General features: G+C 68.3%; 17 protein-coding genes and 1 other RNA gene. 10 read left to right on the forward strand and 8 right to left on the reverse strand.

What is annotated here, in order from left to right; genetic code table 11:
• Positions 1-199: 199 nt before the first annotated feature.
• Both WMF45_RS34550 and WMF45_RS34555 read left to right on the forward strand, forming a co-directional pair.
• Complete coding sequence (locus tag WMF45_RS34550) at positions 200-1,711, forward strand: FHA domain-containing protein (RefSeq protein WP_437709608.1); 1,512 nt, start codon at positions 200-202, stop codon at positions 1,709-1,711.
• Positions 1,712-1,877: 166 nt separating this feature from the next.
• Positions 1,878-3,332 (forward strand): GDSL-type esterase/lipase family protein, encoded by a 1,455-nt coding sequence (locus WMF45_RS34555; protein ID WP_437709610.1) that lies wholly within the window; start codon positions 1,878-1,880, stop codon positions 3,330-3,332.
• Between the two features lie 3 nt (positions 3,333-3,335).
• On the opposite strand, the gene WMF45_RS34560 is transcribed toward WMF45_RS34555, so the two are convergent.
• Entirely contained in the window at positions 3,336-4,952 is a 1,617-nt protein-coding gene (locus WMF45_RS34560) for an NTP/NDP exchange transporter (RefSeq protein WP_437709612.1), read from the reverse strand.
• Positions 4,953-5,517: 565 nt separating this feature from the next.
• Here WMF45_RS34560 and WMF45_RS34565 point away from each other — a divergent pair.
• The gene (locus WMF45_RS34565; protein WP_437709614.1) at positions 5,518-6,759 is read left to right on the forward strand and encodes a BamA/TamA family outer membrane protein; all 1,242 of its coding nucleotides are present in this window, start codon (positions 5,518-5,520) and stop codon (positions 6,757-6,759) included.
• A gap of 72 nt (positions 6,760-6,831) precedes the next feature.
• Here the strand turns inward: WMF45_RS34565 and WMF45_RS34570 are convergent, their stop codons facing one another.
• On the reverse strand, positions 6,832-8,607 hold the full coding sequence (locus WMF45_RS34570) for a hypothetical protein (RefSeq protein ID WP_437709615.1): 1,776 nt from the start codon (positions 8,605-8,607) through the stop codon (positions 6,832-6,834).
• A gap of 145 nt (positions 8,608-8,752) precedes the next feature.
• Positions 8,753-9,817 (reverse strand): esterase/lipase family protein, encoded by a 1,065-nt coding sequence (locus tag WMF45_RS34575; RefSeq protein WP_437709617.1) that lies wholly within the window; start codon positions 9,815-9,817, stop codon positions 8,753-8,755.
• A 360-nt stretch (positions 9,818-10,177) separates the two neighbouring features.
• On the opposite strand from WMF45_RS34575, the gene WMF45_RS34580 reads away from it, so the two are divergent.
• Entirely contained in the window at positions 10,178-10,960 is a 783-nt protein-coding gene (locus tag WMF45_RS34580) for a hypothetical protein (RefSeq protein ID WP_437709619.1), read from the forward strand.
• Positions 10,961-11,068: 108 nt separating this feature from the next.
• Here WMF45_RS34580 and WMF45_RS34585 read toward each other — a convergent pair whose 3' ends face one another.
• Positions 11,069-11,359: an oxidative damage protection protein gene (locus tag WMF45_RS34585; RefSeq protein ID WP_272095228.1), complete on the reverse strand. Its 291-nt coding sequence runs from the start codon at positions 11,357-11,359 to the stop codon at positions 11,069-11,071.
• A 348-nt stretch (positions 11,360-11,707) separates the two neighbouring features.
• Here WMF45_RS34585 and ssrA point away from each other — a divergent pair.
• Positions 11,708-12,052, forward strand: a transfer-messenger RNA (tmRNA) gene (ssrA, locus tag WMF45_RS34590).
• 624 nt (positions 12,053-12,676) lie between these two features.
• On the forward strand, positions 12,677-13,888 hold the full coding sequence (locus WMF45_RS34595; protein WP_437709621.1) for a hypothetical protein: 1,212 nt from the start codon (positions 12,677-12,679) through the stop codon (positions 13,886-13,888).
• 135 nt (positions 13,889-14,023) lie between these two features.
• Here the strand turns inward: WMF45_RS34595 and WMF45_RS34600 are convergent, their stop codons facing one another.
• From WMF45_RS34600 to tnpA, 4 genes are all read right to left on the reverse strand, one after another.
• Positions 14,024-14,167 (reverse strand): hypothetical protein, encoded by a 144-nt coding sequence (locus tag WMF45_RS34600; protein ID WP_437709623.1) that lies wholly within the window; start codon positions 14,165-14,167, stop codon positions 14,024-14,026.
• A gap of 580 nt (positions 14,168-14,747) precedes the next feature.
• Positions 14,748-16,430 carry an IS66 family transposase gene (gene tnpC, locus WMF45_RS34605; protein WP_437709625.1) on the reverse strand — a complete coding sequence of 561 codons (1,683 nt, stop codon included), beginning with the start codon at positions 16,428-16,430 and terminating at the stop codon, positions 14,748-14,750.
• A gap of 42 nt (positions 16,431-16,472) precedes the next feature.
• Entirely contained in the window at positions 16,473-16,844 is a 372-nt protein-coding gene (gene tnpB / locus WMF45_RS34610) for an IS66 family insertion sequence element accessory protein TnpB (protein WP_437709627.1), read from the reverse strand.
• A complete protein-coding gene (gene tnpA / locus WMF45_RS34615) occupies positions 16,841-17,182 on the reverse strand; it encodes an IS66 family insertion sequence element accessory protein TnpA (protein WP_437709629.1) in 342 nt (113 codons plus the stop codon). The genes tnpB (WMF45_RS34610) and tnpA overlap by 4 nt, the downstream gene beginning before the upstream one ends.
• Before the next feature lie 611 nt (positions 17,183-17,793).
• Here tnpA and WMF45_RS34620 point away from each other — a divergent pair.
• The 4 genes from WMF45_RS34620 (at position 17,794) to tnpC (WMF45_RS34635) (ending at position 22,480) form a co-directional block, all read left to right on the forward strand.
• A complete protein-coding gene (locus tag WMF45_RS34620; RefSeq protein WP_437709631.1) occupies positions 17,794-18,723 on the forward strand; it encodes a hypothetical protein in 930 nt (309 codons plus the stop codon).
• A gap of 703 nt (positions 18,724-19,426) precedes the next feature.
• The gene (locus WMF45_RS34625; RefSeq protein WP_129572567.1) at positions 19,427-19,840 is read left to right on the forward strand and encodes a helix-turn-helix domain-containing protein; all 414 of its coding nucleotides are present in this window, start codon (positions 19,427-19,429) and stop codon (positions 19,838-19,840) included.
• Positions 19,837-20,181 (forward strand): IS66 family insertion sequence element accessory protein TnpB, encoded by a 345-nt coding sequence (gene tnpB, locus WMF45_RS34630; RefSeq protein ID WP_165373740.1) that lies wholly within the window; start codon positions 19,837-19,839, stop codon positions 20,179-20,181. The genes WMF45_RS34625 and tnpB (WMF45_RS34630) overlap by 4 nt, the downstream gene beginning before the upstream one ends.
• 256 nt (positions 20,182-20,437) lie before the next feature.
• On the forward strand, positions 20,438-22,480 hold the full coding sequence (gene tnpC / locus WMF45_RS34635; protein WP_437709634.1) for an IS66 family transposase: 2,043 nt from the start codon (positions 20,438-20,440) through the stop codon (positions 22,478-22,480).
• Positions 22,481-22,932: the final 452 nt, after the last annotated feature.

Here is a 22,932-nt window from a genome sequence, read left to right on the forward strand (position 1 = left end):
CTCGTGGATTTCGGCGCTGGCGACGGCGCGGTCCCGGCCGTCCGCCATGGGCCGGCGCGCCGTCATTGCCTTCCCGGAGGCGGACTCGCTAAAGTAGTCCCGCCTCGCTGAGGAGGCTCGTACGGCGAGCGGTGGGTGCCACGGATCCACAGGGGCTCGCGGGGCGAGCCTGGCCCCGCCTGAGTACCCCGAACCCGCTATGTGGAAGCTGACGATCGAGGATGACGAGGGGAAACAGACGGGGCTCCCCCTCGCCCATGAGGAGTACGCGCTCGGACGCGGAGAGTCGAACTCGATCCGGCTGACCGATCGCAACGTCTCGCGCACCCACGCCACGCTGGCCAAGAACGGCCAGGGCTGGGTCATCCGGGATCTCGACAGCTACAACGGCACGTACGTCAACGGCGGGCGCGTCAACGGCGAGCAGCACCTGCGCCACGGCGACCTCGTGCAGCTCGGCGACTACCGCATCGAGATCGTCGATGAGGCGCTCTCGTCCGCCGTGACGAGCCCGACGCCGCCGCCGGGCAGCCGCAGCACGGCGCACCTGCCGCTCCACACCCGCCCGAACCGGCTCGTCATGGTCGTCGGCCCGACCCCCGGCGCCGAGTTCCCGCTCGACGGCGAGCGCTTCACGATCGGGCGCTCCGAGGACGCGACCATCTCGATCAACCACAGCTCCGTGAGCCGCCTGCACGCCGAGCTCATCAGCCTCGGCAGCGGCCGCTACGAGGTCGTCGACAAGCAGAGCGCGAACGGCGTGCGCATCAACGGCGTCGAGCTCAAGCGGGGCCTGCTCGAGGCGGGCGACGCGCTCGAGCTCGGCGACGTCCGCCTCCGCTTCGTCGCTGCTGGCAAGATCTTTCGCGCGGGGCCGGACGGCGGGCCTGGCGTGGCGCCGGGCGCCTACGGGAGCGTGGCCCCCTCCGCGCAGTCGTCCCGCTCGCTCGGCGGGGCGAGCAAGGCGATGGGGCTCCTGCTCGCTGTCGCCTTGATCGTCGTCATCGCCGTGATCGTGGCCACGCGCGCCCGGTCGCACGGGTCCACGACGCCCGAGCCGGAAGTGAGGCCCGTGGTGGCGGCGCAGGCGGGCGACGACGCGAAGCTCCTCGACGCGGCGCAGGAGCACCTCCGCTCGGGGGACATCGACGCCGCGCACCGGAAGCTGCAGGAGATCGCCGAGACGTCGCCGGTCCGGGAGACGCCGCGCTTCAAGGAGATCGAGGAGCGCTGGGCGGAGGGGATGTTCCGGCAGGTCGAGCAGGCCGGGACCAAGGCGGACAAGCTCGCGCTGCTCAACGAGATCGCGAAGACGACGGGCGTCCCGACGGCGCTGCGCGCGCGGGTGGCCGAGATGCGGCGGCAGGTCGACCCCGAGGCGCCGCCCGAGCCGGAGCCGGTGCCGCAGCACGTCGGCTCGCCGGCGCCCTGGCTGCCGCAACCCGCGCCTGCGCCCGCGCCCGCGCCCTCCGCTTCGGCTTCTGCCTCGGCGCCGGCGCCCTCGGCCTCGGGCGCCGCGCCGGCGAGCTCTGGCCTCGACTCGAGCTCGTACCCCGCCCAGCGGCGGGCGCTCGAGCCGAAGGTCTGGAACGGGAAGGCGTCGGCCAGCGAGATCAAGCTGCTGCGCGCGATCTGCATCCACCAGGGCGACGCGGTCTGCCGCGACAAGGCGACGGCGGCCCTGGACAAGCAGGAGAAGAAGGGCCCGTAGCCGCCGCTTCCATCCTTCTTTCCCACGTGCGTCGATGACCTCCAGGAGCAGCACCAGGGCTCACGAGCCGGCCGCCCACGCGCCGGATGCGCGCGAGGCCCACGTCCACGAGGCGCCCCCGCCGGGCGGGCATGATGTGCCTCCGGCTGCGCGCGATGGAGGCGCCGTGACCGTGGTTTCGCCGGCGCGGAACGGGCTCGCCTCGCCGGCTGCCCGGGCGATGGCGACCCTCGCCCTGCTCGTGCTCGTCCCCTACGCGCACCCGAGCCTGTCGCGGCTGCGGGTGCTCACGCCGCTGCCCGAGGGGGAGGGGCTCGTCGTGGTCCCGGCGCCGGCGCCGGTGGCGTCGGTGGGCGAGACGACGCTCGTCACCGAGACCACCGAGCAGGCCGAGCTGCGCCAGCCCGAGGAGGTCGCGCTGCCGGCCGCGGCCGCCGAGCTCATGCCGGCGGCGGTCGCCTCCGAGGGCAAGCCGCCGCGGCCGATCGAGGACCCGAGCGGCAAGGCGATGACGCCGTTCTTCCGCGCGCTCGCGGCGGTGGAGCGCAAGGCGCCGCAGTCGATCGCGCGCATCACCTACTTCGGCGACTCCATCGTGGCGAGCGACTTCGTGACGGCGACGCTGCGGCGCAAGCTGCAGAAGCGGTTCGGGGACGCCGGCCACGGGTTCATGCTGATGGCGAACGCCTGGCCCGGATATTTCCACAACGACGTTGTGCGCTTCGCCGGCCCAGGCTGGCAGGTGAGCCGCGTGGTGGGCCCGTTCGCCAAGGACGGGCTCTACGGGCTCGGCGGCGTGTCGTTCCGGTCGCAGGGCGCGGGGGTGTTCTCGCGCTTCGCCACCGCGGAGTCGGGGACTTACGGGCGCGCGGTCTCTCGGTTCGCCGTCGATTACCTGAAGCACCCCGAGGGCGGGCGGATGGAGATCAAGATCGACGGCGAGAGCCGCGAGATGATCGACACGCGGGCCGACGCGGCCAGCTCGGCGATCGCGACCTACGAGGTCCCGGACGGGCCGCACGGCATCGAGGTGCGAGCGCACGGCCCGGGGGTGCGGGCGTTCGGCGTCTGGATGGAGCGGGACACGCCCGGGGTGGTGCTCGACGCCATCGGCATCCAGGGCTGCCGCATCCGCTTCCTCGACAAGAGCGACGACGCCCATTTCGCCGAGCAGCTGCGCGCGCGGAGCCCGTCCTTGACGGTGTTCCATTACGGCATGAACGAGAGCGAGGACGGCGAGCTGTTCCCGCTCGATCAGTACGAGTCGACGATGAAGGCGGTGCTCGAGCAGGTGACCGCGGCGCTGCCCGGATCGTCGTGCCTGCTGGTGGGCCCGATGGACCGCGCCGACAAGAAGGGCGAGGTGTACCGGAGCCGCCCGGTGATCCCGAAGCTCGCCGCGATCCAGCGCAGGGTGGCCGGGCAGGTCGGCTGCGGCTACTTCGACACCTTCGGCGCGATGGGCGGCTCGGGCTCGATGGGGATCTGGGTCCAGCGCGGGCTCGGCGGCGCCGATCTCGCGCACCCGTCGGGCGCGGGGGCCGAGGTCATCGGCCGCTGGCTGTACCTGGCCTTGATGGACGCCTACGAGGGCTGGAAGGCGAACGCCGCGCGGCCCTGAGGTTTACGCGGCCTCGCGGTCGTCGGACTTCGATGCCGCCGGTTCGTCCGCGGCGCGGCGCCTGTGCTCCCGGGCGATGCCGGCCACGACGCCGAGCCACACGAGCGCGAGGGCGATATTGACCATCGCGAAGTGGCGTGTGGAGAGCGCGAGCACCTGGCCGGCGATCACCCCCACGGCGGCGAGCACATCGCCCGCGCGGACGACGAAGGTGTCGATGGCCGCCTTGGCGCTGTACTTGGCGTCGCGGCCGACCGGCAGGAAGAGCGCCTGCCGCGCTGTGTTCTGGATGGAGTAATCGGCGCTGTTCTCCGCGATCTTCGCGACGCGCACGACGGCGAGCGCCGGCAGGACGGCGAGGGACGCGTAGCCGAGCAGCGCGATGGCCGGGAGGATGAACAGGGCGAATCGCACGCCGAGGTACTTGAAGATGCGGGAGACGAAGAAGAGCTGCAGGACGACGCCGAACGTGTTGACCCAGTAAAAGAAATCCCCCTTGAAGGTCCCGATGATCGCGCCGAGCGCCGCCTTTTTCCCCTTCTCGGTGCGCGGGTGGACGAGCCCTGCCTCGGCGCCCTCGACGATCTTGCCGCCTGCCTCGACGTCGAACGCGCCGCCCTTGACGGCGGCGATCTTCCCTTCGAGCAGGCGCGACGCCTGCGGATCGACGAGGTAGACCGGCGCGCCCGCCGCGAGCGGCGCGCCCGGGGCCGCGCCGGCGGGGGCCGCGTCCGGCGCGCCGCGCAGCTCGCTCCCCGTGTCGAGCGCGCTCGTGGCGGACTCGATCAGGGTGCGATCGAGGATGTACTCGCCTGTCGAGTTCACCCAGTTGAGGACGAGCGTCAGACCGGCGATGAGGAGCAGATACCGGTCGCCCGCGATGATCTTGAAGCCGCCCGCCGCGCCCCCGGGCGGCGCGTCGGCCTTGTCCGCGGCGCCCTTCGAGCCCGCGAGGTCGTCGCGGTGGACGAGGTAGGTGAGCCCCAGGCAGGCGAGCAGCACGCCCGCCGCGAGGAGCATCATGTTGTAGGGGCCGATCGGCACGTAGACGCGCTTCGCGATCTGCGCGCCGAACATGGCGCCGAGCGAGCTCCCGATGCCGACGATGGCGAAGAGCCGCTTGCCCTGCTCGGGCGTGTAAACATCGTTGGCGAAGGACCAGAACTGCGCGATCACGGTGAGGTTGAAGCAGCCCACCCACAGATAGAAGGGCACCCCGAGGGGGACGCCGAGGCGCGCGAGGAGGAAGAAGAGGACGAGGTTCGCGGCGAAGAAGAGCGTGAGCGCGGTGGTGAGCTGCATGCGCCCGAAGCGCCTGGCCAGGGCGCCATAGGCGCGGACCACGCCCACGAGGAGGAGCGCCTGGCCCGCCGCCGCGTAGGCCTTCACCTCGGGGCCGTCGAGGTCGAGCCGCCGCCCGCCGAACTCGAGCCCGCCGCCCGCGAGGATCAGCGGCTCACGGACCACCTTGAGGAGGTAATAGCCCGTGAGCAGGAGGAACACGTTCAGCGTGAGGACGAGCACGCTGAAGACCTCGCGCGGCTTCACCTCGGCGAAGATCGCAAGGAGCCTGTGAAGCACGCCCCGGGCCCGTGTCTCGTTCTCGCCTGTGCTCGCCACCCGCCGCTCCATCCGCGGAAAACCGCCGTTCTGGCCGCACCGGCACAGGACCGATGCCGAGCGCGGGAGGCTATCGAGCCTGGTCCCGGCCGGCAACCTCCCTCTCGCGTGTGAACCGCCGCACCCGCCGCGCCGTCGCGTGGACGTTCGACAGGCGCGCGCCGCGCAGACAGGCGTCTCTCGGGTCGGGAACTCCGCTATGCTCCCGCGCCGCGACGTGTTTCCGTGTGAGAGGCGAGGCGGATTGGGCACCAACGAGAAGGGACCGACGCGCGCGCTCGGCCCGGCCTTTCGGAGGCGCGCGGCCGCGCTCGCGAGCTGCGCAGCGCTGTCGCTGTGCGCCGAGGCACAGGCCGCGCCTCCGGCGGAGGGCGCCGCGCCGCCGCCCGTGGTCCCGGGGGCGCCGCCGGCGGCGCCTCGCACATCGGCAGAGCCTGCTACGCCGGCGGCTCCTCGCACATCGGCAGAGCCTGCTACGCCGGCGGCTCCTCGCACATCGGCAGAGCCTGCTACGCCGCCACGGCCTCCCGCCGCGGCGCCGCTGGCGCCCGGCGCGAAGCGCCCTGTGCCGGACTACGACGGTCGCCCGGACGAGGCGACGAGCGCCGGCGACGCGCTGCTCTGGGTGCCGCGCATCGTGTTCTTCCCTGCTTACCTCGCCAGCGAGTACCTGGTCCGGCGGCCGCTCGGCGTTCTCACCGTCGCGGCGGAGCAGGGTGAGTGGATCAAGGAGCTCAAGGACATCTTCACCTTCGGGCCGAACAACAACATCGGCGTCGTCCCGACGGCGCTCCTCGACTTCGGCTTTCGCGCGAGCGTCGGCTTCTACTTCTTCTATGACGACCTGTTCGTCCCCGGCAACGAGCTCCGCGTCCACGCCGCGACCGGCGGGGTCGACTGGTGGCGGCTCACGGTCGCCGACCGGATCCCCCTCGGCGGGCGCGCTCACCTGAAGCTCCGCGGCGAGGCGGACATCCGGCCTGACTGGCTGTTTTCCGGGATCGGTCCCAGCTCGCTGGACCGCGACTGGGCCCGCTACAGGGCCCGCAGCGTCGAGGGGACCGCGACGCTCCACGCCGATTTCGGCGCGTTCAGCTTCGTCGAGGCGACCACCGGCGCGAAGACCGTCGACTTCCACGACATCTGCTGCAAGCCGACGGTCGGCTTCCGGGTCGCGCGCGGCCGTTATCCGATGCCGCCGTCGTACGACACCGGGTATACGGCCTACCGGATCGGGGGCCGCGCCGGCCTCGACTCGCGCCTGCCGCGCCCGGCGCGGGGCCACGGCGTCCGGCTGGAGCTGTCCGGAGAGCACGCCGTCGACCTGGAGCGGCCGCTGGAGAGCCGGTGGCTCCGCTACGGCGGCTCGCTGGGCGGGTTCGTCGACCTCACCGGGCACGATCGCATCGTGAGCCTCGTCCTCTCGGCGGCGTTCGCGGACCCGCTCGGCGCAGCGGAGGTCCCCTTCACCGAGCTCGCCGAGCTCGGCGGCGACGCGCCGATGCGGGGCTTCCGCGAAGGGCGCCTCCGCGGGCGGAGCGCCGCCGCGGCGACGCTCGAGTACCGTTATCCGGTCTGGGCGTTCGTCGATGGCACGGCGCAGGTCGCCGCGGGCAACGTGTTCGGCGAGCACCTCCGCGATTTCGATCTCGACCTGCTCCGCATGTCGTTCGTGCTCGGCCTGCGCACGAGCGGCGAGCGAGACCACTCCATCGATGTCCTGATCGGCTCGGCGACAGAGACCTTCGAGCAGGGGGCCGGCCTCCAGGAGCTGCGGTTCATGGTCGGCGCCACCCACGGCTTTTGACAGCTATTGATCGAGCGGCGGTCACCCGCTCGGCAGGGCGTGTCCCGAGCGAGGCCTGGCTCGGCGGGAGCTTCAGTTGGGCGGCTCGGCGTCGTCGGGGCGCTCGATGCCGACGAGCTTGTAGCCGCGGCGCGGGCCGAGGTCGTAGAGGTGGGCGCGCAGCGGACCGGGCGCCTGCCCGTTCAGGACATCGATGATGGCGTAGCGAGAGGGCGCGTCGTCGGGCGCGCCGCCGTCCCCCGCGATGTGGGGGAGCGAGAGGCACACGCGGCCGTCCGGCGAGGGGCGCACGACCGGCCGCGCGCGCAGGGCGAGCGACTCGCCGGCGTACATCGCGGCCTCGTAGCGGAGGTCTTGCGGGCGCGCGACGCCGGTGCGCCGCGCGAGATCGACGCCGCACAGCGCCTCCGATGAGGCCAGGGCGACGTCGGCGAGGGGCGACAGGCGCGTCAGGTACCGCGCCATGATCGCGCGCTGTCGCGAGAGGAGCTTGCCGATCAGGAACGCGGTGTGTCGCGGCGCCGTGAAGTCGCCTGTCTTCACGGCGGCCTCGACGAGCTCCGGCGTGAAGCGCGCGAGCGTCCGGGCGGCCCAGGCGCCGTCGAGCTCGGTCATCCGCCCGAAGGCCGGGTTGGGGTAGCCGCCGCGCCAGGCCTCCGGCCGGAAATCGCGATCGCTGAAGAAGCCGAAGATGTCGCCCTGCGGATCGTGGCTCGCCCGGTCCCAGGGCCGCTCGGGGATGCCGAGCGTCACGAAGTCGAGGAGCGCGTACTCCGCGTCGAAGTAGAAGGCGTGGCCGAGGCGCTTCGAGATCTCTTCCCACTCCCACTCGCTGCCGAAGCAGTCGCCGAGATCGATGTAGTAGTGGCGCACGTGGCCCGGCGACGCGTCCTTGTCCTTCGGGTCCTCGGCGAGCCAGACATCCATCGAGTTCTGCTCGCGCGAGTCGAAGTGGTTGAGCCAGGCGGCGAGCAGGCGCCCCCCGCGCAGGTCGCGCCGGTCCTCGTGCGGGATGACGTCGTTCGGATCGTCGTCCCGGGTCCCCTCGTACCTGAACGGGCCCATGGCACGGCCCGGGAGCCAGCGCGACGCGACCATGCGGACCCGGTCGCCGCGCTTCGAGGCCTTGGCGAGCACGCCGTCGAGCGCCGCCTGATCGAAGGGCCTGGCGACACCGCTGTTGTCGGTCACGGTGAGCCCAGGCGACAGCTTCAGGATCGACGGCTTCAGGTAGACAACGCTGTCGCACGGCGCCCAGAAGCCGGCGGCGTGGTAGAGGCGCGCCGCGATGGCGGTCGCGCCGGTGGCCCGCTCGGGCTGGTCCGAGGGGTCGGCCTTGAGCATGAACTTGCCGACGCCCTCGACCTTGACCCGGAAGCCGGGGTTCGCGCCGTTCGGCTTGCCCATGTCGATGACCCAGGACCCGTCCGGCGCCTCGGGATCCAGCGTCTTGTCGCCGCACGGCCCGCGCACCAGCTCCTCGACGGAGAGCGGCCGCTTGCCGAGCCGGTTCGTGAACCAGCTCGAGTCCGGCACCTCGTCGACGCTGTTCACGTTGGCCGCCTCGCCCCCCGGATCCACGGCGAAGAACCGCGACACCGGGCGGAAGACGAGGTTGTCGGCGGCGTCCCACGCGAACGAGGACTCGTAGGGCGCGGGCGAGCAGAGGCGGTGCTGCGGATCGTCGCTGGACGCCTCGGGATCGGGCCGGCAGGGCAGCGAGACGGGGCTCAGGTCGGCGTCGCGCCAGACCGGATCGCGCAGGGGGAACCGGCGCACGTCGCCGCTGCACGCCGCGCTGAGCAGGGCGAGCAGCGGGAGAGCGCGGGTGAGCGGCGCCTTGAGCATCGGCGGGGGATGGTAGTGGAGAGGGCGCCGCTCGGGGCGGTTTTCGGCGAATCAAGCGGGGCGAGCGCGGTCGAACGCGGACGAGCGCGGACGAGCGCGGACGAGCGCGGGCGATGGCGGGCGAACGCGGACGATGGCGGGCTCGTCAGAAGCCTTCTTGCCGGAGCCGCGCGATCACGGAGCGGTAGAAATCGATATAGAGCCAGGGGTTCCCGTCGCCCGGACTCTGTCCGAAGAGCTGGCCTATCTCGTCGAAATGGTCGGCCGGGATACAGCCCCAGAAGTCCCCCCACCGCGCGTCCCGCGCGCGCACCAGGCCGTCGTTCGGGAACGACTCGCCGATGCCGCCGTCGAGCAGGGTCTCGGTCAGCAACAGCAGCGGGTGGACCGGATCGAGGCCGTCGTCGAACTGCGCGACGAAGGGCGCGGGGGTGAGCGTCGTGCAGTCCCTGCCGCCGCGCGCGCGGTTCGTCCGCCCGCCGAAGGAGGCATAGAACACCCCGGGAGCATCGGTGAACCTCGCGTTGAACTCCGCGATGCCGGGCGTCGAGAACTGCTCGAGCGCCGCGAAGACGCTCGTCTCGTTGCCTATCTGATCGTAGAGCGGCGCGCCGATCGCGTTGATGAGATCGTCCAGGATGTCCTGCAGGCGCTCGTGGGCGACGAGCTCGAGCGCCACGTCGGCGACCTTCGAGCCCAGGTGGGGTGTGGCGACGGTGACGATGGAGGCCACGAGATCGGGCCTGTCGTGCGCGACAACGCGCGCGTCGAGCCCCCCCTGCGAGTGGGCGATGATGTTCACCTTCTCGTGGCCTGTCGCGTCCAGGATCTGCTCGATCCGCGCGAGCAGCTGCGCGCCGCGGACCTCGGAGCTGTTGAACGGGTCGACGGCGGGCGTGAAGACCGTCTCGCCGCCCTCGGCGAGGGCCTCTTTGAGGTTGTAGAAGTAGCTCACGTATCCCGCGCCCGCGAAGTCCTCGAATCCGAAGAAGCCGTGAGCGAGCACGATGGGATACGGCGGCCCGAGCTTCCCCGACGGCCAACCGCCGCCGACTTCGCCCGGGTCGTCCGACAAGCCCGATGAGCTCGCCCAGCCGCCCGAGGCGGAGCCGCCGCCCGCGCCCGTGAGCACTTCGCCGGTGTCCGCCGGCGGATCGAACTGCTCCCCGGCCGCGCTGCAGCCCGCGAGGAGAACACACGAGGCGACCATCACCCACCCTCCCAGAGCAGCGGACACCCGCCGTCGCCTTCGACGAGCACCCGTGTGAGACTTGCACTTACGCGAACCGCCAACACACGATGAGGAGACTGCCGACGAAGAAAGATCCAGCACGACCACCTCCTGCCGGAATCAGCTCAGACTCTGCTGATGGGATGCTGATGTCAAGCGCTGTCGGAAATTTGAATCATTCGTGATCTGCAGCGCATTGCGTCGCGGGCGGCGTTGCGAGCAGCGGTCGGCCTCCTGCAATACGCCACGGGTTTTGACGCCGCGCTGGCGCATTGCGTCGCGGGGCGACGTTGTTTTTCCATGCGGAGGGGCGGGCTGGCTCCGGTAGGTTCGTGGGCCATGCGATCTGTCCAGAGCTCGTTTGCGCTTGTCCTGGTGGGTACCCTGGCCGCTTGCGGTGGCGCGGCGCCTCCTCCGTCGGAGCCGGATCGTGCGGAGGCCGAGGTGGCTGCAGCGGCGCCGGCCGCGAAGGAGGGTGAGGCGGCGGAGGGTGAAGGTGGGAAGAAGGAGGAGGACGCCGCGACGGAAGCGTCACGGCAGATCCCGACGACGTGCGAGCAGCGGGGCAACGAGTGTTTGCCGCCGGTGGCGTTCGTGAAGCGGCTCTGCAGCGGGTTCCATCCGGACGTGGCGCTCACCCTGTTCGCGAAGGGGTCGCCGTTCACGCGCGGGTACCTGACGCGGGACACCGAGGCGGTGAACGCCTCTGGCGGGTCGTCCTCGAACGACAAGCTGGTCTTCGATGAGGAGGTGCTGATCCTCTATCACCGGGAGCCGGAGACCGGGGGCATGGTCGTGAGCGGCGCCGGCGGCGGCTACGAGGTCCTGCGATGGGACGGGACGTGCGCCACGCTGATGGCGGAGGAGGTCCGGCAGCACGTGCCGCCGAAGCCGAAGTTCGCGGCGATCCCGTGGAAGAGCCTCGACCAGAAGACGCGCGACGCGTTCCTGGCCGACGAGAAGACGGGCAAGCTCATCATCGAGCGGAAGAGAGAGTGCAAGGGCGCGACGATGGGGGCGGTCACCGCCAAGTGCGAGAAGGTCGACAAGCAGATGGCGGCGGCGCTGATCGAGTACGTGCGCAACGGCGGAGCGCTGCCGGCGCCGGGCCCGCTGCCCTGAGGGGCGGAGGGGGAGCGGGGCGCTTCCGGATGGGGTGGGTGGGAGCGCCGCCGGGACGATGAGGGACGGGGGACCGCGGTCGCGGTCGGGGACCGCGATCGCGGTCGGCTACTCCGGCTTGTCCTTGGGCGCCACGTAGTCGGGCGGGAGCTGCGCGGCCTCGTTCCCGCCGGTGAAGAAGTACTTGTCGAGCTCGGTCATCCAGATCCGCTGGCCGGCCTCGGAGATGAGGTCGAGGCGGTACTCGTTGATGAGCATCTTCGAGTGCTCGAGCCACATCCGCCACGCCTCCTTCGAGACGTTGTCGAAAATCCGCTTGCCCAGCTCGCCCTTCAGCGGCGGCTTCTCCAGCCCCTCCGCCTCACGGCCGAGCTTCACGCACTGGACCATCCTCGCCATAAGTTGCCCGACTCCTTTTCCTTTTCGCGGGCTTCTTAGCCGAGCCGCGAGGAGCCGTCGAGAGCGGCAGGCGTGCCGGCGAGGTCAGCGGGTAGCCGACCAGAGAGGGGCCCGACCGGAGCGGGCGGGCGAGCGGCGGCAGCAGGTTGAGGCAGCGGCGGAGGGGCAAGGCTGACGGAGGCGCCTGGAGGCAGCAGCAGGCAGGAAAGCCGGGAGGATCGAACCAACGGACCCCGACCGGCGGCATGGCGACGTCCGCGACGGCGTCAGCGACGGAACGATCTGGCGCCGAGGGGTTGACGGCAGCACGGTTTCTAGCAATATTCGGTCCGTCTGAACGAACCACGAGGGGGCGATCGGCTTCGACGTGGGGACTGAAGGTCTGTCTGCGTGCTGGCGGCTCCTGCTCCGCCTATCAAGCGGGACGTTACAAGTGCGAACGACAACGCATACGCTGTCGCGGCCTAATAACCGCTAAGCCATCCGAGGAGAAGGTCGTCCTAGTACTCTAAGGGTGTCAACCACAGGGCTGGGTCGCGTGAGGACGCCCTCGATAACGCGGCCGAGATTCAGTGAGGGATAGGTCGTAGCCGAATCTACGAACGCCGTCGCCGGCGCATGGCGACTACGCACGTGAACGAAGGTAGACTGGATGCCTTGCGGACCCGGGTTCGATTCCCGGCGCCTCCACCAAGAAGACACGGCGAGAGCCGTGTCTTCTTGCTTTTGTGGGATCTGCGGGTGACCTGACAAATTTCGGTAGGGGTCTGGGCGGGGCTGGACGGTGTGAGACAGGGCACCGGCAGTGGGTAGCCATGGCCGAACGGGCGGAACGGAACGGAACGGGGCGGGATGGCCGACTGAGGGGCCCGCGACCGGATCCCGGAACCGCCCTGCTGGAAACCGGGACCAGTGGAGCAGGAGCGGATGCAGGTGGACCGGCGGCGACCCCGATCTCCCTAGCCACCTGAGACGAGCCTGCCGAGCGGGCTCTTCTTGACACGGGACGGGATCTCCGCTGACCTCGCAGAGGGAGTTGGCCATGGGGTGGATCGAGCGGCAAAGCGGACCGGAGAGACGCTCTCTCGGCGCGGACCGCACCCGTCGGCGCGTGGGGTTGCGCCACCTGGTCTTCTGTCAACGAGATGGTCGTCTCGTTGTCAGTCGCCCAAGCAAGTCCGTTGTCATAGACGACGCAGCCCTGTGTTGTCTAGGCAAGCCCGACAGGACTCTAGTCGCCACCAACATCGCGCCAACGAACGCGTCGGCCACCCCAATCGCAGGCGAGCAGCTCACGTAGAACATCGAGGAACAAGCATGGTGGACACGATATCGATCGCGAAACCCGTCAAGATTCAGCCAGTAAACCTTGATGGCACATTGCACTTGAAGCAGAACTCCGTCGGAGAACTGCAACTAACGATCCAGTCGCGCGGATTGGTCCTAAGCATAGAGGGGATACAAGGTGTCACGCTCGACGGGCAAGACGGCACAGCTTACCACGCTGATTGGATTGCTCTTACAGACGCAAAATCTCACATATCAACCAGAAGCGGCGTCTCTTCAGAGCTCGTGCTCAGTGTGCCCTCGATAAGACTTGTCGAGTCGACCGAAGACGCGACCACGGCCAGGACTTTGACCGTGCTTGTCTGCGGCTGCTTCTTTGCGCCGCCATCTCCAATGGACTTTAATGTGGCTGGGTTCCACTGGAGGGTTTCGGCGTTGCACTCGCCAGCAGAAACGACCGATCTGCTCAGTACCACAAATGGCACCGCTATCACAGCCAGGTTCGACTGCGCCCTAGAACCAGGGCAATCAGCTTCCGAAGCAGAAAACGTAGCTGAAGATCTCATGTGGATGCTGCGGCTTGGCGATGCGCGTCCGAATCACTGGTGTCGCACGCTACTGCTCGACAGCGCGGGCCAAGTCGTCTGGACTGAATACCGTAGTGGACCGCTTCCAGGCCGCGTATCCGCGGGACCATTGCCCTATGATCCAAACAACCCGGTCAACACCAAGAAGTTTCTAGAAGGATGCTACGCGGCGTACAAGGCCAACAAGGAGCCTTACAGGCTTCAAGGCATCATACACATGTTAGCCCTCGCTCGCGCTGAAGCGCCTACTGAGATAAAGGCGCTCATCGCTTCAAATATACTAGAGATAATTCGCTACAACTATGGCGTTAATGTGCTAGCACCTAGCGGGCGCGCCTTTCTTGATGGCGACGACATATGCCGACCTTCTAATCGAAAGCGGATGTCTCTCAATGAATTGATCGTTAGTCTTTGCAACGACCTCTCCCTTTCTGGGTGGTCTACTGACTTTAAGGACTTACGAAACAGTGTCACACATCAAGGAGTCGTACCAGGGGCCAGTCCCAAGGAGCGCTACTACAACACTATGGACCTGATTCATTTCATCGATCGGGTTACCCTTGCTCTCCTAGGCGTTGACCAACTAGGCTTGAATTACTATCGATGTAACATTCGGGAAGGGCACAACGACTGGATTGTTCCGTTCGTTCGGTAGCACAAGGCCCAGCGACAGGACGTGCCACCAGGTAGTTGGACTCGGATCCGGAGCGAGCTTGCCGGGGCAGGACGAGCTCGTGGGCGACGCGCGCCGCCGCAACATCGCCCACTGCGAGCGCCGCCCCATCCGGCGCTACCCGCCGCGCCGGATGCGCTCGGCGGCAAGGTCGATGACGCCGCCGCCCGCGTCGGCCCCTGGCGCGCCGAGCAGCCGCCCGATGGTCTCGTGGGCGATGCGCGCCGCCTCCACGTCGCCTGCCGCGAGCGCCTCCCTCATGCATTCCGCCAGCTGGCCGAGCAGCACCGTCCGCGGGTCCGCCGGTTTCGTCTGCGATTCGTCCGGCGCACGAGGTTTCGCGCACTTAGCCGCCGTCGACGGCACGGTTGCCGCTCCCGACTCATGCGGAAACCTACGCGATCCCTGCGGATCCCCACCCTCGGCAGGCGTTTCGATTCCCGGCGCCTCCACCAAGAAGACACGGCGAGAGCCGTGTCTTCGTATGCGTTCTGTAGACCCCATCCTCGCGTGGTGCGCGCCGTCGCCGTAGATTCGCGGCGCGATGCGAGAGCAAGAGCGGCCTGCGAGGAAGGGTGGCTGGACCCAGCAGCGAGCGGAGGAAGCGGCGGTCGACGCCGAGGTCGCCGCCCGCGTGCACGTCGCCCGCAAGCGCGCCGCGGCGAAGCCACGTGCCACCGATGCCTCGGCCGAGTCGTCGACAAGGCGCCGGAAGCCACGCGTCGACCGCGCGAGCATCGACGAGGCGTCGCCAGCGCGCCAAAGCCGGCGAGCGGCGCGCCCGGCGGGCGGCAAGGTGGCGTCCGTGCCCGCCACATCGGACGGCGACGCTGAGCTGCGATCAGCTGGGCGCCGCGGCCGGCGCCCGGGGCCACGGACTGGCCGCGAGCCGCTGCCGAGCGTCGGCGTTCTCGAGGGTCTGCTTCCAGGACTTGGGAGCGAGCTCGATGATCCGCTCAGGCGGCCAGGTGGGCAGCAGGATCAGCACGTCGCGCAAGTAGGCCCAGGGCTCGATACCGTGCAGCGCACAGGAGGCGATGAGCGACACGATGGTGGCGTTCCACTCGGCACCGTCCTTGCTGCCCACGAAGATCCAGTTCTTCCTGCCCACGGCCTCACGGCGGAGCTCAAGCTCGCTCCGGTTGTTGTCCAGGCGGAGCCGACCATCCTCGAGGAAGCGATTGAGCGCGGTCCATTGGTTGAGCGCATAGCCGATGGCGCCAGCGATGGGGCTCCTCGGCAGGACGAGCAGGTCCTCTGTCTCAAGCCACACGCGGAAGGCCACGAGCACGGGCTCGGCATCCGTTCGGCGCTGCTCGGTTCGACGGCTCGGAGGCAGCTCCTTCGTCGCCTTGTCGATCGCGTAGAGCTTGCGAATGAAGCCGATGGCTACCGTCGCGCGCTCCCGGTCGGAGGTCATCGCCTCGAAGAACTTCCGCCGGCAATGCGCCCAGCAACCGACCTCGGTCACCTGCTCGGTGCGGAAGAGCTGCTCGTAGACATTCGAGGCGTCGGCCTGGACATAGCCCTTGTAGCCGCGAAGGAACTCCTTCGGGCCATCCTGGTTGTGGTGCGGCGTGAATCGGAACAGGACGTGCTCTCGGTCCGCCACCAAGACCCAGAAGTGGCCCCGCCGGCACTTGTCCTTTGCTTGCACGAGCACGCCGGTGGCATCGATGGCGATACAGTGCGCGTTCAGGGCGTCCTTGGCCATCGCCCCGACAAGGATCGCGAGCTTGTTGGCGCACGATTCGACCCAGCCGCACAGCGTCGAGCGCGAGAGGTGAAGGCCCCAGCGCTCGAACATCTTCTCCAGCCGGTGAAGCGGCAAGTGATCCGCGTACTTGCTCACCAGCACGTGCGCGAGCAAACCCGGACCGGCGAGGCTGCGCGGAACAGGGCTGTCGGGGACGTCGGCGATCGTGATGCCTTGCTCGGGCTCACCTTTGACCGCGAACTTCGGCCTCACGATCTGCAGCCGCACGAAGCTCGCGGGCCGCCACTCGAGCGTCTCCGATACCTCCTCGCCGATGCGGACAAGCGCGGTTGCGCGCTCGTCCTGCGCCTCCGGCGGCAACAGCTCGATCCGCTCGACCGGCAGATGCTCGGGCAGGCGTTGCCGCCCGTGCGGGCGGGCTTGACGCCCCTTGTCCCCGCTTCCGGAGGAGCCGTTCGGCGCCGCGCCATCGCGCCCGTCTGGCGAGCCGGTCGCGCCCGCGTCCGGCTGCGCACCGGCGCCCGCGAGCATCTGCAAGATCGCGTCGAAGGCGAGCTGCATCTGCGCTGGGTCGACGTGCTCGGCCTTCTGGCCGAAGATGTGCCGGCGAAACCGCTCCAGCTCGATGCTGGCGAGCTCGTAGAGCTTGCGGTACTCGTCCCGCTCGTGGGCAGCGCGTGCGAGCTTGTCCTTGAGCTCGCGAATCTGCTCTTCGACCGGCTTGCTCACGGCGCTGTAAGTACTCGTGAGCTCCTGCTTTTTGAAGGGGCTTGTTGAGGAAAATTTCCGCCGCTCGATGCAATGCAACCGTGGGTGCTACCCGGGAGCGTGCGAAGCTGTCAGGTGGGATCAGAGCGCCGGAGGCGATGCGGTCTCGGCGAACGGGACCGCTCTCCGCAACTTCGAAGGCGCAAGGGCGATGCCTTCAAGGATCTTCGCGAGCTCGGCGGCGTCGATGATGACGCTCGTGGCTCCCGGAGTGACGGCACGCGGGGCTCGGAATGCCCCGCGCTCAAGCCTTTTGTAAAGTAGACAGTACCCGCTGCGGTCCCACCAAAGGGCCTTGCAGCGGTCGGCCGCCCGGTTGAAAAAGAGGAACAGGGCTCCGGAGAGCGGGTCCTGTCGCAGCACCTCGCGCACGACGGCAGCGAGACCATCGAACGAGCGCCGCAGATCGAGCGGCTCGGTGGCAACGTAGATCGAGACGCGGCCAGGGATCATCGCGCCCCCCCGAGCGCACGAACAACGCGCGCCAGCGTAACCTCGTCGAACGACGGCGGGACGCGGACGACCGCGCCGTCGGGCAGGACGACCTCAAGCGGTGCGCCCGAGGAGAGCGCCGTCGCCTCCGGGGAGGCTACCACCACCGGGAGGAATGAAGGCAGCTTCGCCGCGTCTGGGCGCTGCCGGCACTCGCTCCGCTTCATCCCCAGTCGGCGGCTCCAGGAGTAGAGCGTCCCGGCGTTGACGCCCTCCTGCTCCGCGAACACGCGGGCTGAGTGCCCGCTCTTGTGCCAGCGCGTCACTCGATCGCGCCAGGTGCTTCTGCTTTCGTCCATCGACACCTCCGGCGCAGGGTTTTACGCAGCGTTTGGGCCTCAGGACAGCATGCAGGTCGCCGAACGGATACTGTCTTCTTGCTTTTGTGTGACTTGCGCGCAATTTAGTAAATTTTAACAGGGGTGGATCCGGAGCCGGTCCGGTTTGGGTGGAATCATCGGGAGTGGGCGCGGCGGGTGATGCGAGGCTGCGGGGCTCCACGGAGCTCCACGGCGAGCACCCGGCCGGCGGAGCCAACCTCGGGTCCGAGCCTACAACGCCGGGAGGAGCGCGGCCGTAGGAGCGGGCCAGCGGACGTGGCTAGCGGGGATGCCGCCCGCGGGTGGGGGACCCTGCCCTAGCCGAAAGGCTCCGAACCGGAGCCGCGGCCGCCAGGCGGACGGGCTGTTCTTGACATGGGCCGGCATCTCGGATGGTCTCCAGGTGGGGAGAGCCATGCGGATAGCTACAGATGTGGGCGGAGCCGGGCAGACACCACCAAACGCTTCCGCGAGGCAGGGGGTAAGTGCACCGCTGTCCATGCCTTCCAATCCGATAGGAGCTAATTCCTCCTGTGCACCCGACTGCCCATAGCCAGTTCAAGTGAACACTAGCCACTCAGCAGGGCGATATGAGCTGGAAATATAGCGTCATCAAGGCTCTCCGGAGCCGTCCCTACCTGGTCCTCTTGTTCGGGATCGGTTGCCTTTTGGCTGGGTTCAGCGCTGTCGCAATCGCAAGCCCTGAGGTTCTGAAGGCTTCGGGGATTTACGTCTTGGCTGGGTTCATGGCCTTGCCGATCGTAGCGGCAACGATCATCGAATGGCGAGCAGTAGCTATCCCTGAGCCACATCAACCACCAGAAGAACCCAAATCTTCACTGGAGGAGAATACATCGAGCGAGGCCGGACGGTTCTGCAAGGACCTGAGGCGTCGGCTCGAAGAGGCTTCCAGAATCACACACGCAACATTTGTAAACAACCAACAGCGTACCCAGGATGAATGGCTAAAGACTGCGGAGCAATGGAGTAGAGGATCTTTTGCCGCATACGGCCCGCGATACAGCGACGTGCTACTAGAATCATATCGAGCCGCCACAAAAAGCGTCTTTGCAACCAGCATTCCAGACTATTCGGAAACATGGGACAGCGCCTTTGGCGACCGGCTACTGGAAGCACATAAAACGAACGATCACCGTGCCCATGTCGATCGGGTGTTCGTATTTGACACGAGAGGCAGCATAAACGACGCCGCAATACGTCAAATGAAGCATCAAAATGACGCCGGCGTGCGCATTTGGGTCTACATCGACGCTGAGGATCCCACGTTTCAGTTCCCACCGGGCATCAGCCGCGATTTCACCATCATTGACGATGCCATTGTTGCCACCACACGCTCTTATGGCCGTCAAGGGGAAGGATTGGAGGCGGTTTGGGAGTACCGAGACGAAACTCACCTGAGACAAGTAAGAATCATCAGGGACAAGCTGCTAGCCGGCTCGATAAAACTAGAAAAATTTCTACAGCAATACGATTCCATCAATGAGCATTCCTCGACATAACCAACCTTTCGCACGCGCCGCGCAAAGCGCCATCTCATCCGTGGACCTCCCTCTCTATGCCAACGTCGGGCGAGACAGGCTCCCCTAGAAATCTTCGGCGGCGGCTGGTTCGCGCCGTCCGGATTTCTGTCAACGAGACGGACGTCTCGTTGTCAATCTTCGCGAACGCTCCGGACTCCAAGCATGACGATGCCGCCCGTACCCTCCACAGAACGCTCCAACGGGAAACCATCGCGCTTGGCGACCCTGGAGTATCTCGACCGCGACGTCGCCCTCGCCCCACCAGGTAGCAGGATCCGCGGGGTTGCCGATGCCCCGCCCTCGCCGGGTCTCCGCAGCGGCGGCCTATCTTCGGAGATGCGCAGATAGGCCGCGGAAGTCGCTGCCTATTCACGGGAATACGCAGATATGCGGCGGAGCGTCGCGACCTATTCGCGGGAATACGCAGATATGCCGCGGCGCTTCGCCGCCTACATGCGATAACCCGCCGCTAGGCCCTGCGACGCAACTGATTGCGACGTTAGCCGGACCTATTCGAGGCCACCAAATCCGCTGACAACGACATGACCGGACGAAGGTGGGAACAGACGCCATATGGACGTAGCCGCTCCGCAGACCGCGTCTTTCCCCTGGCCAGATTCGGTTACACGCTACGCGACGCCAGATGAGGGCCGTGCCCTCGCCGAGCGAAGAGGAGCGAGCGATGCCAGGAAGCAGGGAGCTGGTACAGCTGCGTGCAGAGCTGTCGAGGTATCGAGAGCAGAAGAGCCGTGGGAAATTCCCGAGCGAGCTGCGGGAGCGAGCCGAGGCCTACGCCAAGGCGCGCTCCCGCTCGGGGGCAACACCGACCGAGATCGCCACGGAGCTCGGTGTCCACAAGATGACTGCCGACCGATGGGTGGCTGACGGTGAGCGCGCAGACGAGGGGGCGTCGCCAAGAGCCCCCAAGGCGGCTCAGCAGATTCCGTTCCTACCCGTCGTGGTGCGCCCCGAGCGCCGCGAGGCGCCGCCTTTGCGGCTCAACGTCGCGTTTGCCGACGGGACGCGGATGCAGGTATGTGGGATAGGCGCGCGCGAGCTCGTGGAAGCGCTCGAAGCGTTGCGGAGGGGACGGTGACCCCCGCGACGATAGCCGTCTATCTGGCGGTCGGTCCAGTGGACTTGCGTGGTGCGTTCGACCGGCTCGCCGCGATCACCCGGCAAGTGCTGTGCCTGGACCCGGCCAGCGGCGCGCTGTTCTTGTTCCTCAACAGGAGGCGTAACCGGCTCAAAGCCCTTTGGTGGGATCGCAATGGATACACGATCTTGTATAAGCGTCTCTCGAAGGGTGCATTTGCTCTGCCTTCGTTCACCGAGGCCGACGGCAGGTGTATCGAGCTGTCAGCACAGGACTTCGCGCAGCTGCTCGCCGGTCTGCCTGTAGAAGAGCTGGCAAGCCGCCGCCGGCTGGTCCACTGAGGCGTCTGCGCCGGCGCTCGTTCACCGCGCTGCCGGCGCCAGCGCGGCCCGATGGCGGCCGGCGCAGCCGGATGCGGAGATGGAGCAGGGCGCGCGCTGCATCGCGCCCGAAGACCTCGCGAGCGCGCGCCGCCGATGGCGCACCATGGCGGTCCTGCATTCCCGCCTTCGACGAGAAATTCTCATCGAAAACAGCGAATTTTCTCTGCATAAGGTACTTGTCAAGAGCAAGCGCAGGGGGCATCCATGGCGCGCCTTGACCTCGACGACACGCCCCGGTGAGACCGCGCTGCCGCAGTCGACGGAGGCAGAGCGCCTTGACGGCGCGGCGCTCGTGCTCGGCTATCTCCAGGCCAGGGGACAAGGACAGGGGAGCCCCGCCGGCCCCGCGTCGGTGGTCGACGCGCTGCTCCGGCGGGTGCAGGAGCTCGAGGCGAGGCTGGCCGAGCTCTCGACGGCGGAGCAGCAGGCCCAAGAGCTCGCTCGCACCGTCGCGTCGCTCAAGGCGTACAATCAACAGCTGCAGGAGACGATTCGGACCCTGGAGATCGGATTCCGGCGCCACGTCTCCGAGCAGGTCTCGCCTGACCAGCTGCGGCTTTCGCTGGCCGGAGAGCCAGATGCCTGTCCGGCTCCGACTTCGTCGCAGGCCGAGAGCGTCGACGCCGCGCCCGAAGTGGACCCGGGCGAGGCCAGCGGCCCGCCGCCGGGCTCTGCGAGCCCACCGGAGCACTCGGGGACGGCAGAATCCTCCTCCGGCTCCGATCCCGGAGGTGGCAAGCCAGTCAAGCGCCACGAGCACGGGCGCCGCCGCATCGGTGTCATTCCGAGGGTGATCATCGAGTCGCTGCCGCAGGAGGTGCTGCTCAAAGGCCTCGAGCGCTTCGAGCGTGTGGGCGCCGAAGACAGCTCGAGCATCGGCTACCGGCGTGGCGGCCTCCTCGAGCTCGTCACGCGTCGCCTCAAGTACGTGGCCAAGGCGGAGGCGCCGGCGGCGAGCAGCGCAGCTGAAGAGGCGCCGGCTCCTTCGCCAGCCGCCGGGCCGGCCTTGAATCACGAGCGCGGCGAGCCGCTCGTCGTGCGGGAGCACGAGCTCCTGGGGATCCCCGCGGACACGTCCTTCAAGCAAAGCCCCTTCGTCGACGGCGTCCTTGTACGCTACACGCCCGAGTCGGACGCTGCGGAGGACAGCGGACCGGTGAAGATCGCGTCGCTGCCGGAGCGCCCGATCGACAGGTGCCTTGCCGATCCGAGCCTCTTGGCCCACCTGTTCGTCCACAAGCTCGACTACCACACGCCCTACTACCGGCAAGAGGTGGAGTCGGATCGCCACGGCTTCCGCATCGGCCGCGGCAACATGACCCGCTGGCAGTACGATTGTGGTGGCATCGCGATGCGCATCGCCGATGCTATCTGGAGCGACGCGCTCTCGAGGTCGTGGTTCGCCATGGATGCGACGGGCACCGCCATCCGGGCCAAGGACAAGCACCGCTATGGGCATGTCTTCGTCCTGGTCGCGCCGGGCGATGGGGTGCTGTTCCGCTATACGCCGACGTACGACGGGCCCACCGTCGCGAAGCTCTTCGGCGGCTACCAGGGGACGCTCGTCGCCGATGCCTCGGCCAACCACAACGTGCTGTTCGGGCCGGGCAAGGCGCGTGAGGCCGGCTGCTGGAGCCATGCACGAAGGCGCTTCTTTAAGGCGTTCAAGGCCGGGGCGGGCAAGGAGGCGGCGTTCGCGCTCCAGACCCTCCAGGCGCTCTTCCGCGTCGAGGAGGAATGCGCCCTGTGCAGCCCGGACGAGCGCCTCGAGATCCGGCAGCGCAAGTCCGCACCGCTGATTGAGAAGCTCTTCGCCTGGGTCGAGGCGCAGCGGCAGGTCGTCCCGGAGCATTCGCCGTTGCGCGAAGGGCTGGTCTATCTGCACAACCAGAGGGAGGCGCTCTGCGAGTTCCTCTCCAACGGGGAGATCCCCATCCACAACAATGCCTCCGAGAGGGCACTGCGCCGCGTCGTCAAGGGACGGCGCAACTGGCTCTTCCACGGCAGCGACGAGCACGCTGTCCGGTCTTGTGCCATCTCGTCGCTCATCGCGACCTGCCAGATGCACGGGCTCGACCCCGAGCTCTACTTGCAGGAGATCCTGACCGTGGCTCCGAGCTATCCGCTCAGTCGCATCCTCGACCTGAGTCCCAAGAACTGGGTCGCGACGCGACAACGCCTCATCGCCGAGGGGCGGCTCAAGTACCTGGACCTGGCTCGGATCACCGGCTCGCGGCTCGCCTTCCGCGACCGCTGATCGCGCCGCGTCGCCCGCTTCCGTCGCGCCCACAGCGCTCGTCGCGTCCGGAGCGGCCGAGACCGGCGCGCGTCCTTTCCGCGCCGAGGTGCGTCGGCTCGTCGAGCCGGTGCTGTCGTCGCTTCGCCCGGCCGCCGTCGAGCTCGTCCTGGCGGGGCCCCTTCGGGTCGCATCGCTTCGGCGCTGCTTGTCCGCGTCTCGCGTCGGCCGCCGTCCGCTCACCTCCTCTGCGGACGGCTGGGCGGCGCTCTTGCGGCGCCGCACGCCGGCGGCCTCCGTCGCTCCCGAGCGCTCCTGCTGCCCGGCCGCGCGACGCGGGCGCCCGGTCGCGCGGCCGGGGGCGTCCTCGCGGCCTGGCCACGCGACGTGCGGCGCAGACAGCTTCAGCACCGCCGTCGTCAGGCTCGGCACTTCGACGCCTGCGTCCCCGCTCCGTCGCTCCGTCATCGCAC

It is taken from the genome of Sorangium sp. So ce448 (genome assembly GCF_051520915.1).
In the GTDB taxonomy this organism is placed as follows: Bacteria; Myxococcota_A; Polyangia; order Polyangiales; family Polyangiaceae; genus Sorangium; species Sorangium cellulosum_B.

Coding starts and splice junctions, on each gene's coding strand:
- WMF45_RS34550 (WP_437709608.1), top strand. CDS start 200: ATGTGGAAGCTGACGATCGAGGATGACGAGGGGAAACAGACGGGGCTC.
- WMF45_RS34570 (WP_437709615.1), bottom strand. CDS start 8,607: ATGCTCAAGGCGCCGCTCACCCGCGCTCTCCCGCTGCTCGCCCTGCTC.
- WMF45_RS34575 (WP_437709617.1), bottom strand. CDS start 9,817: ATGGTCGCCTCGTGTGTTCTCCTCGCGGGCTGCAGCGCGGCCGGGGAG.
- WMF45_RS34580 (WP_437709619.1), top strand. CDS start 10,178: ATGCGATCTGTCCAGAGCTCGTTTGCGCTTGTCCTGGTGGGTACCCTG.
- WMF45_RS34585 (WP_272095228.1), bottom strand. CDS start 11,359: ATGGCGAGGATGGTCCAGTGCGTGAAGCTCGGCCGTGAGGCGGAGGGG.
- WMF45_RS34595 (WP_437709621.1), top strand. CDS start 12,677: ATGGTGGACACGATATCGATCGCGAAACCCGTCAAGATTCAGCCAGTA.
- WMF45_RS34600 (WP_437709623.1), bottom strand. CDS start 14,167: ATGAGGGAGGCGCTCGCGGCAGGCGACGTGGAGGCGGCGCGCATCGCC.
- tnpB (WP_437709627.1), bottom strand. CDS start 16,844: ATGATCCCTGGCCGCGTCTCGATCTACGTTGCCACCGAGCCGCTCGAT.
- tnpA (WP_437709629.1), bottom strand. CDS start 17,182: ATGGACGAAAGCAGAAGCACCTGGCGCGATCGAGTGACGCGCTGGCAC.
- WMF45_RS34620 (WP_437709631.1), top strand. CDS start 17,794: ATGAGCTGGAAATATAGCGTCATCAAGGCTCTCCGGAGCCGTCCCTAC.
- WMF45_RS34625 (WP_129572567.1), top strand. CDS start 19,427: ATGCCAGGAAGCAGGGAGCTGGTACAGCTGCGTGCAGAGCTGTCGAGG.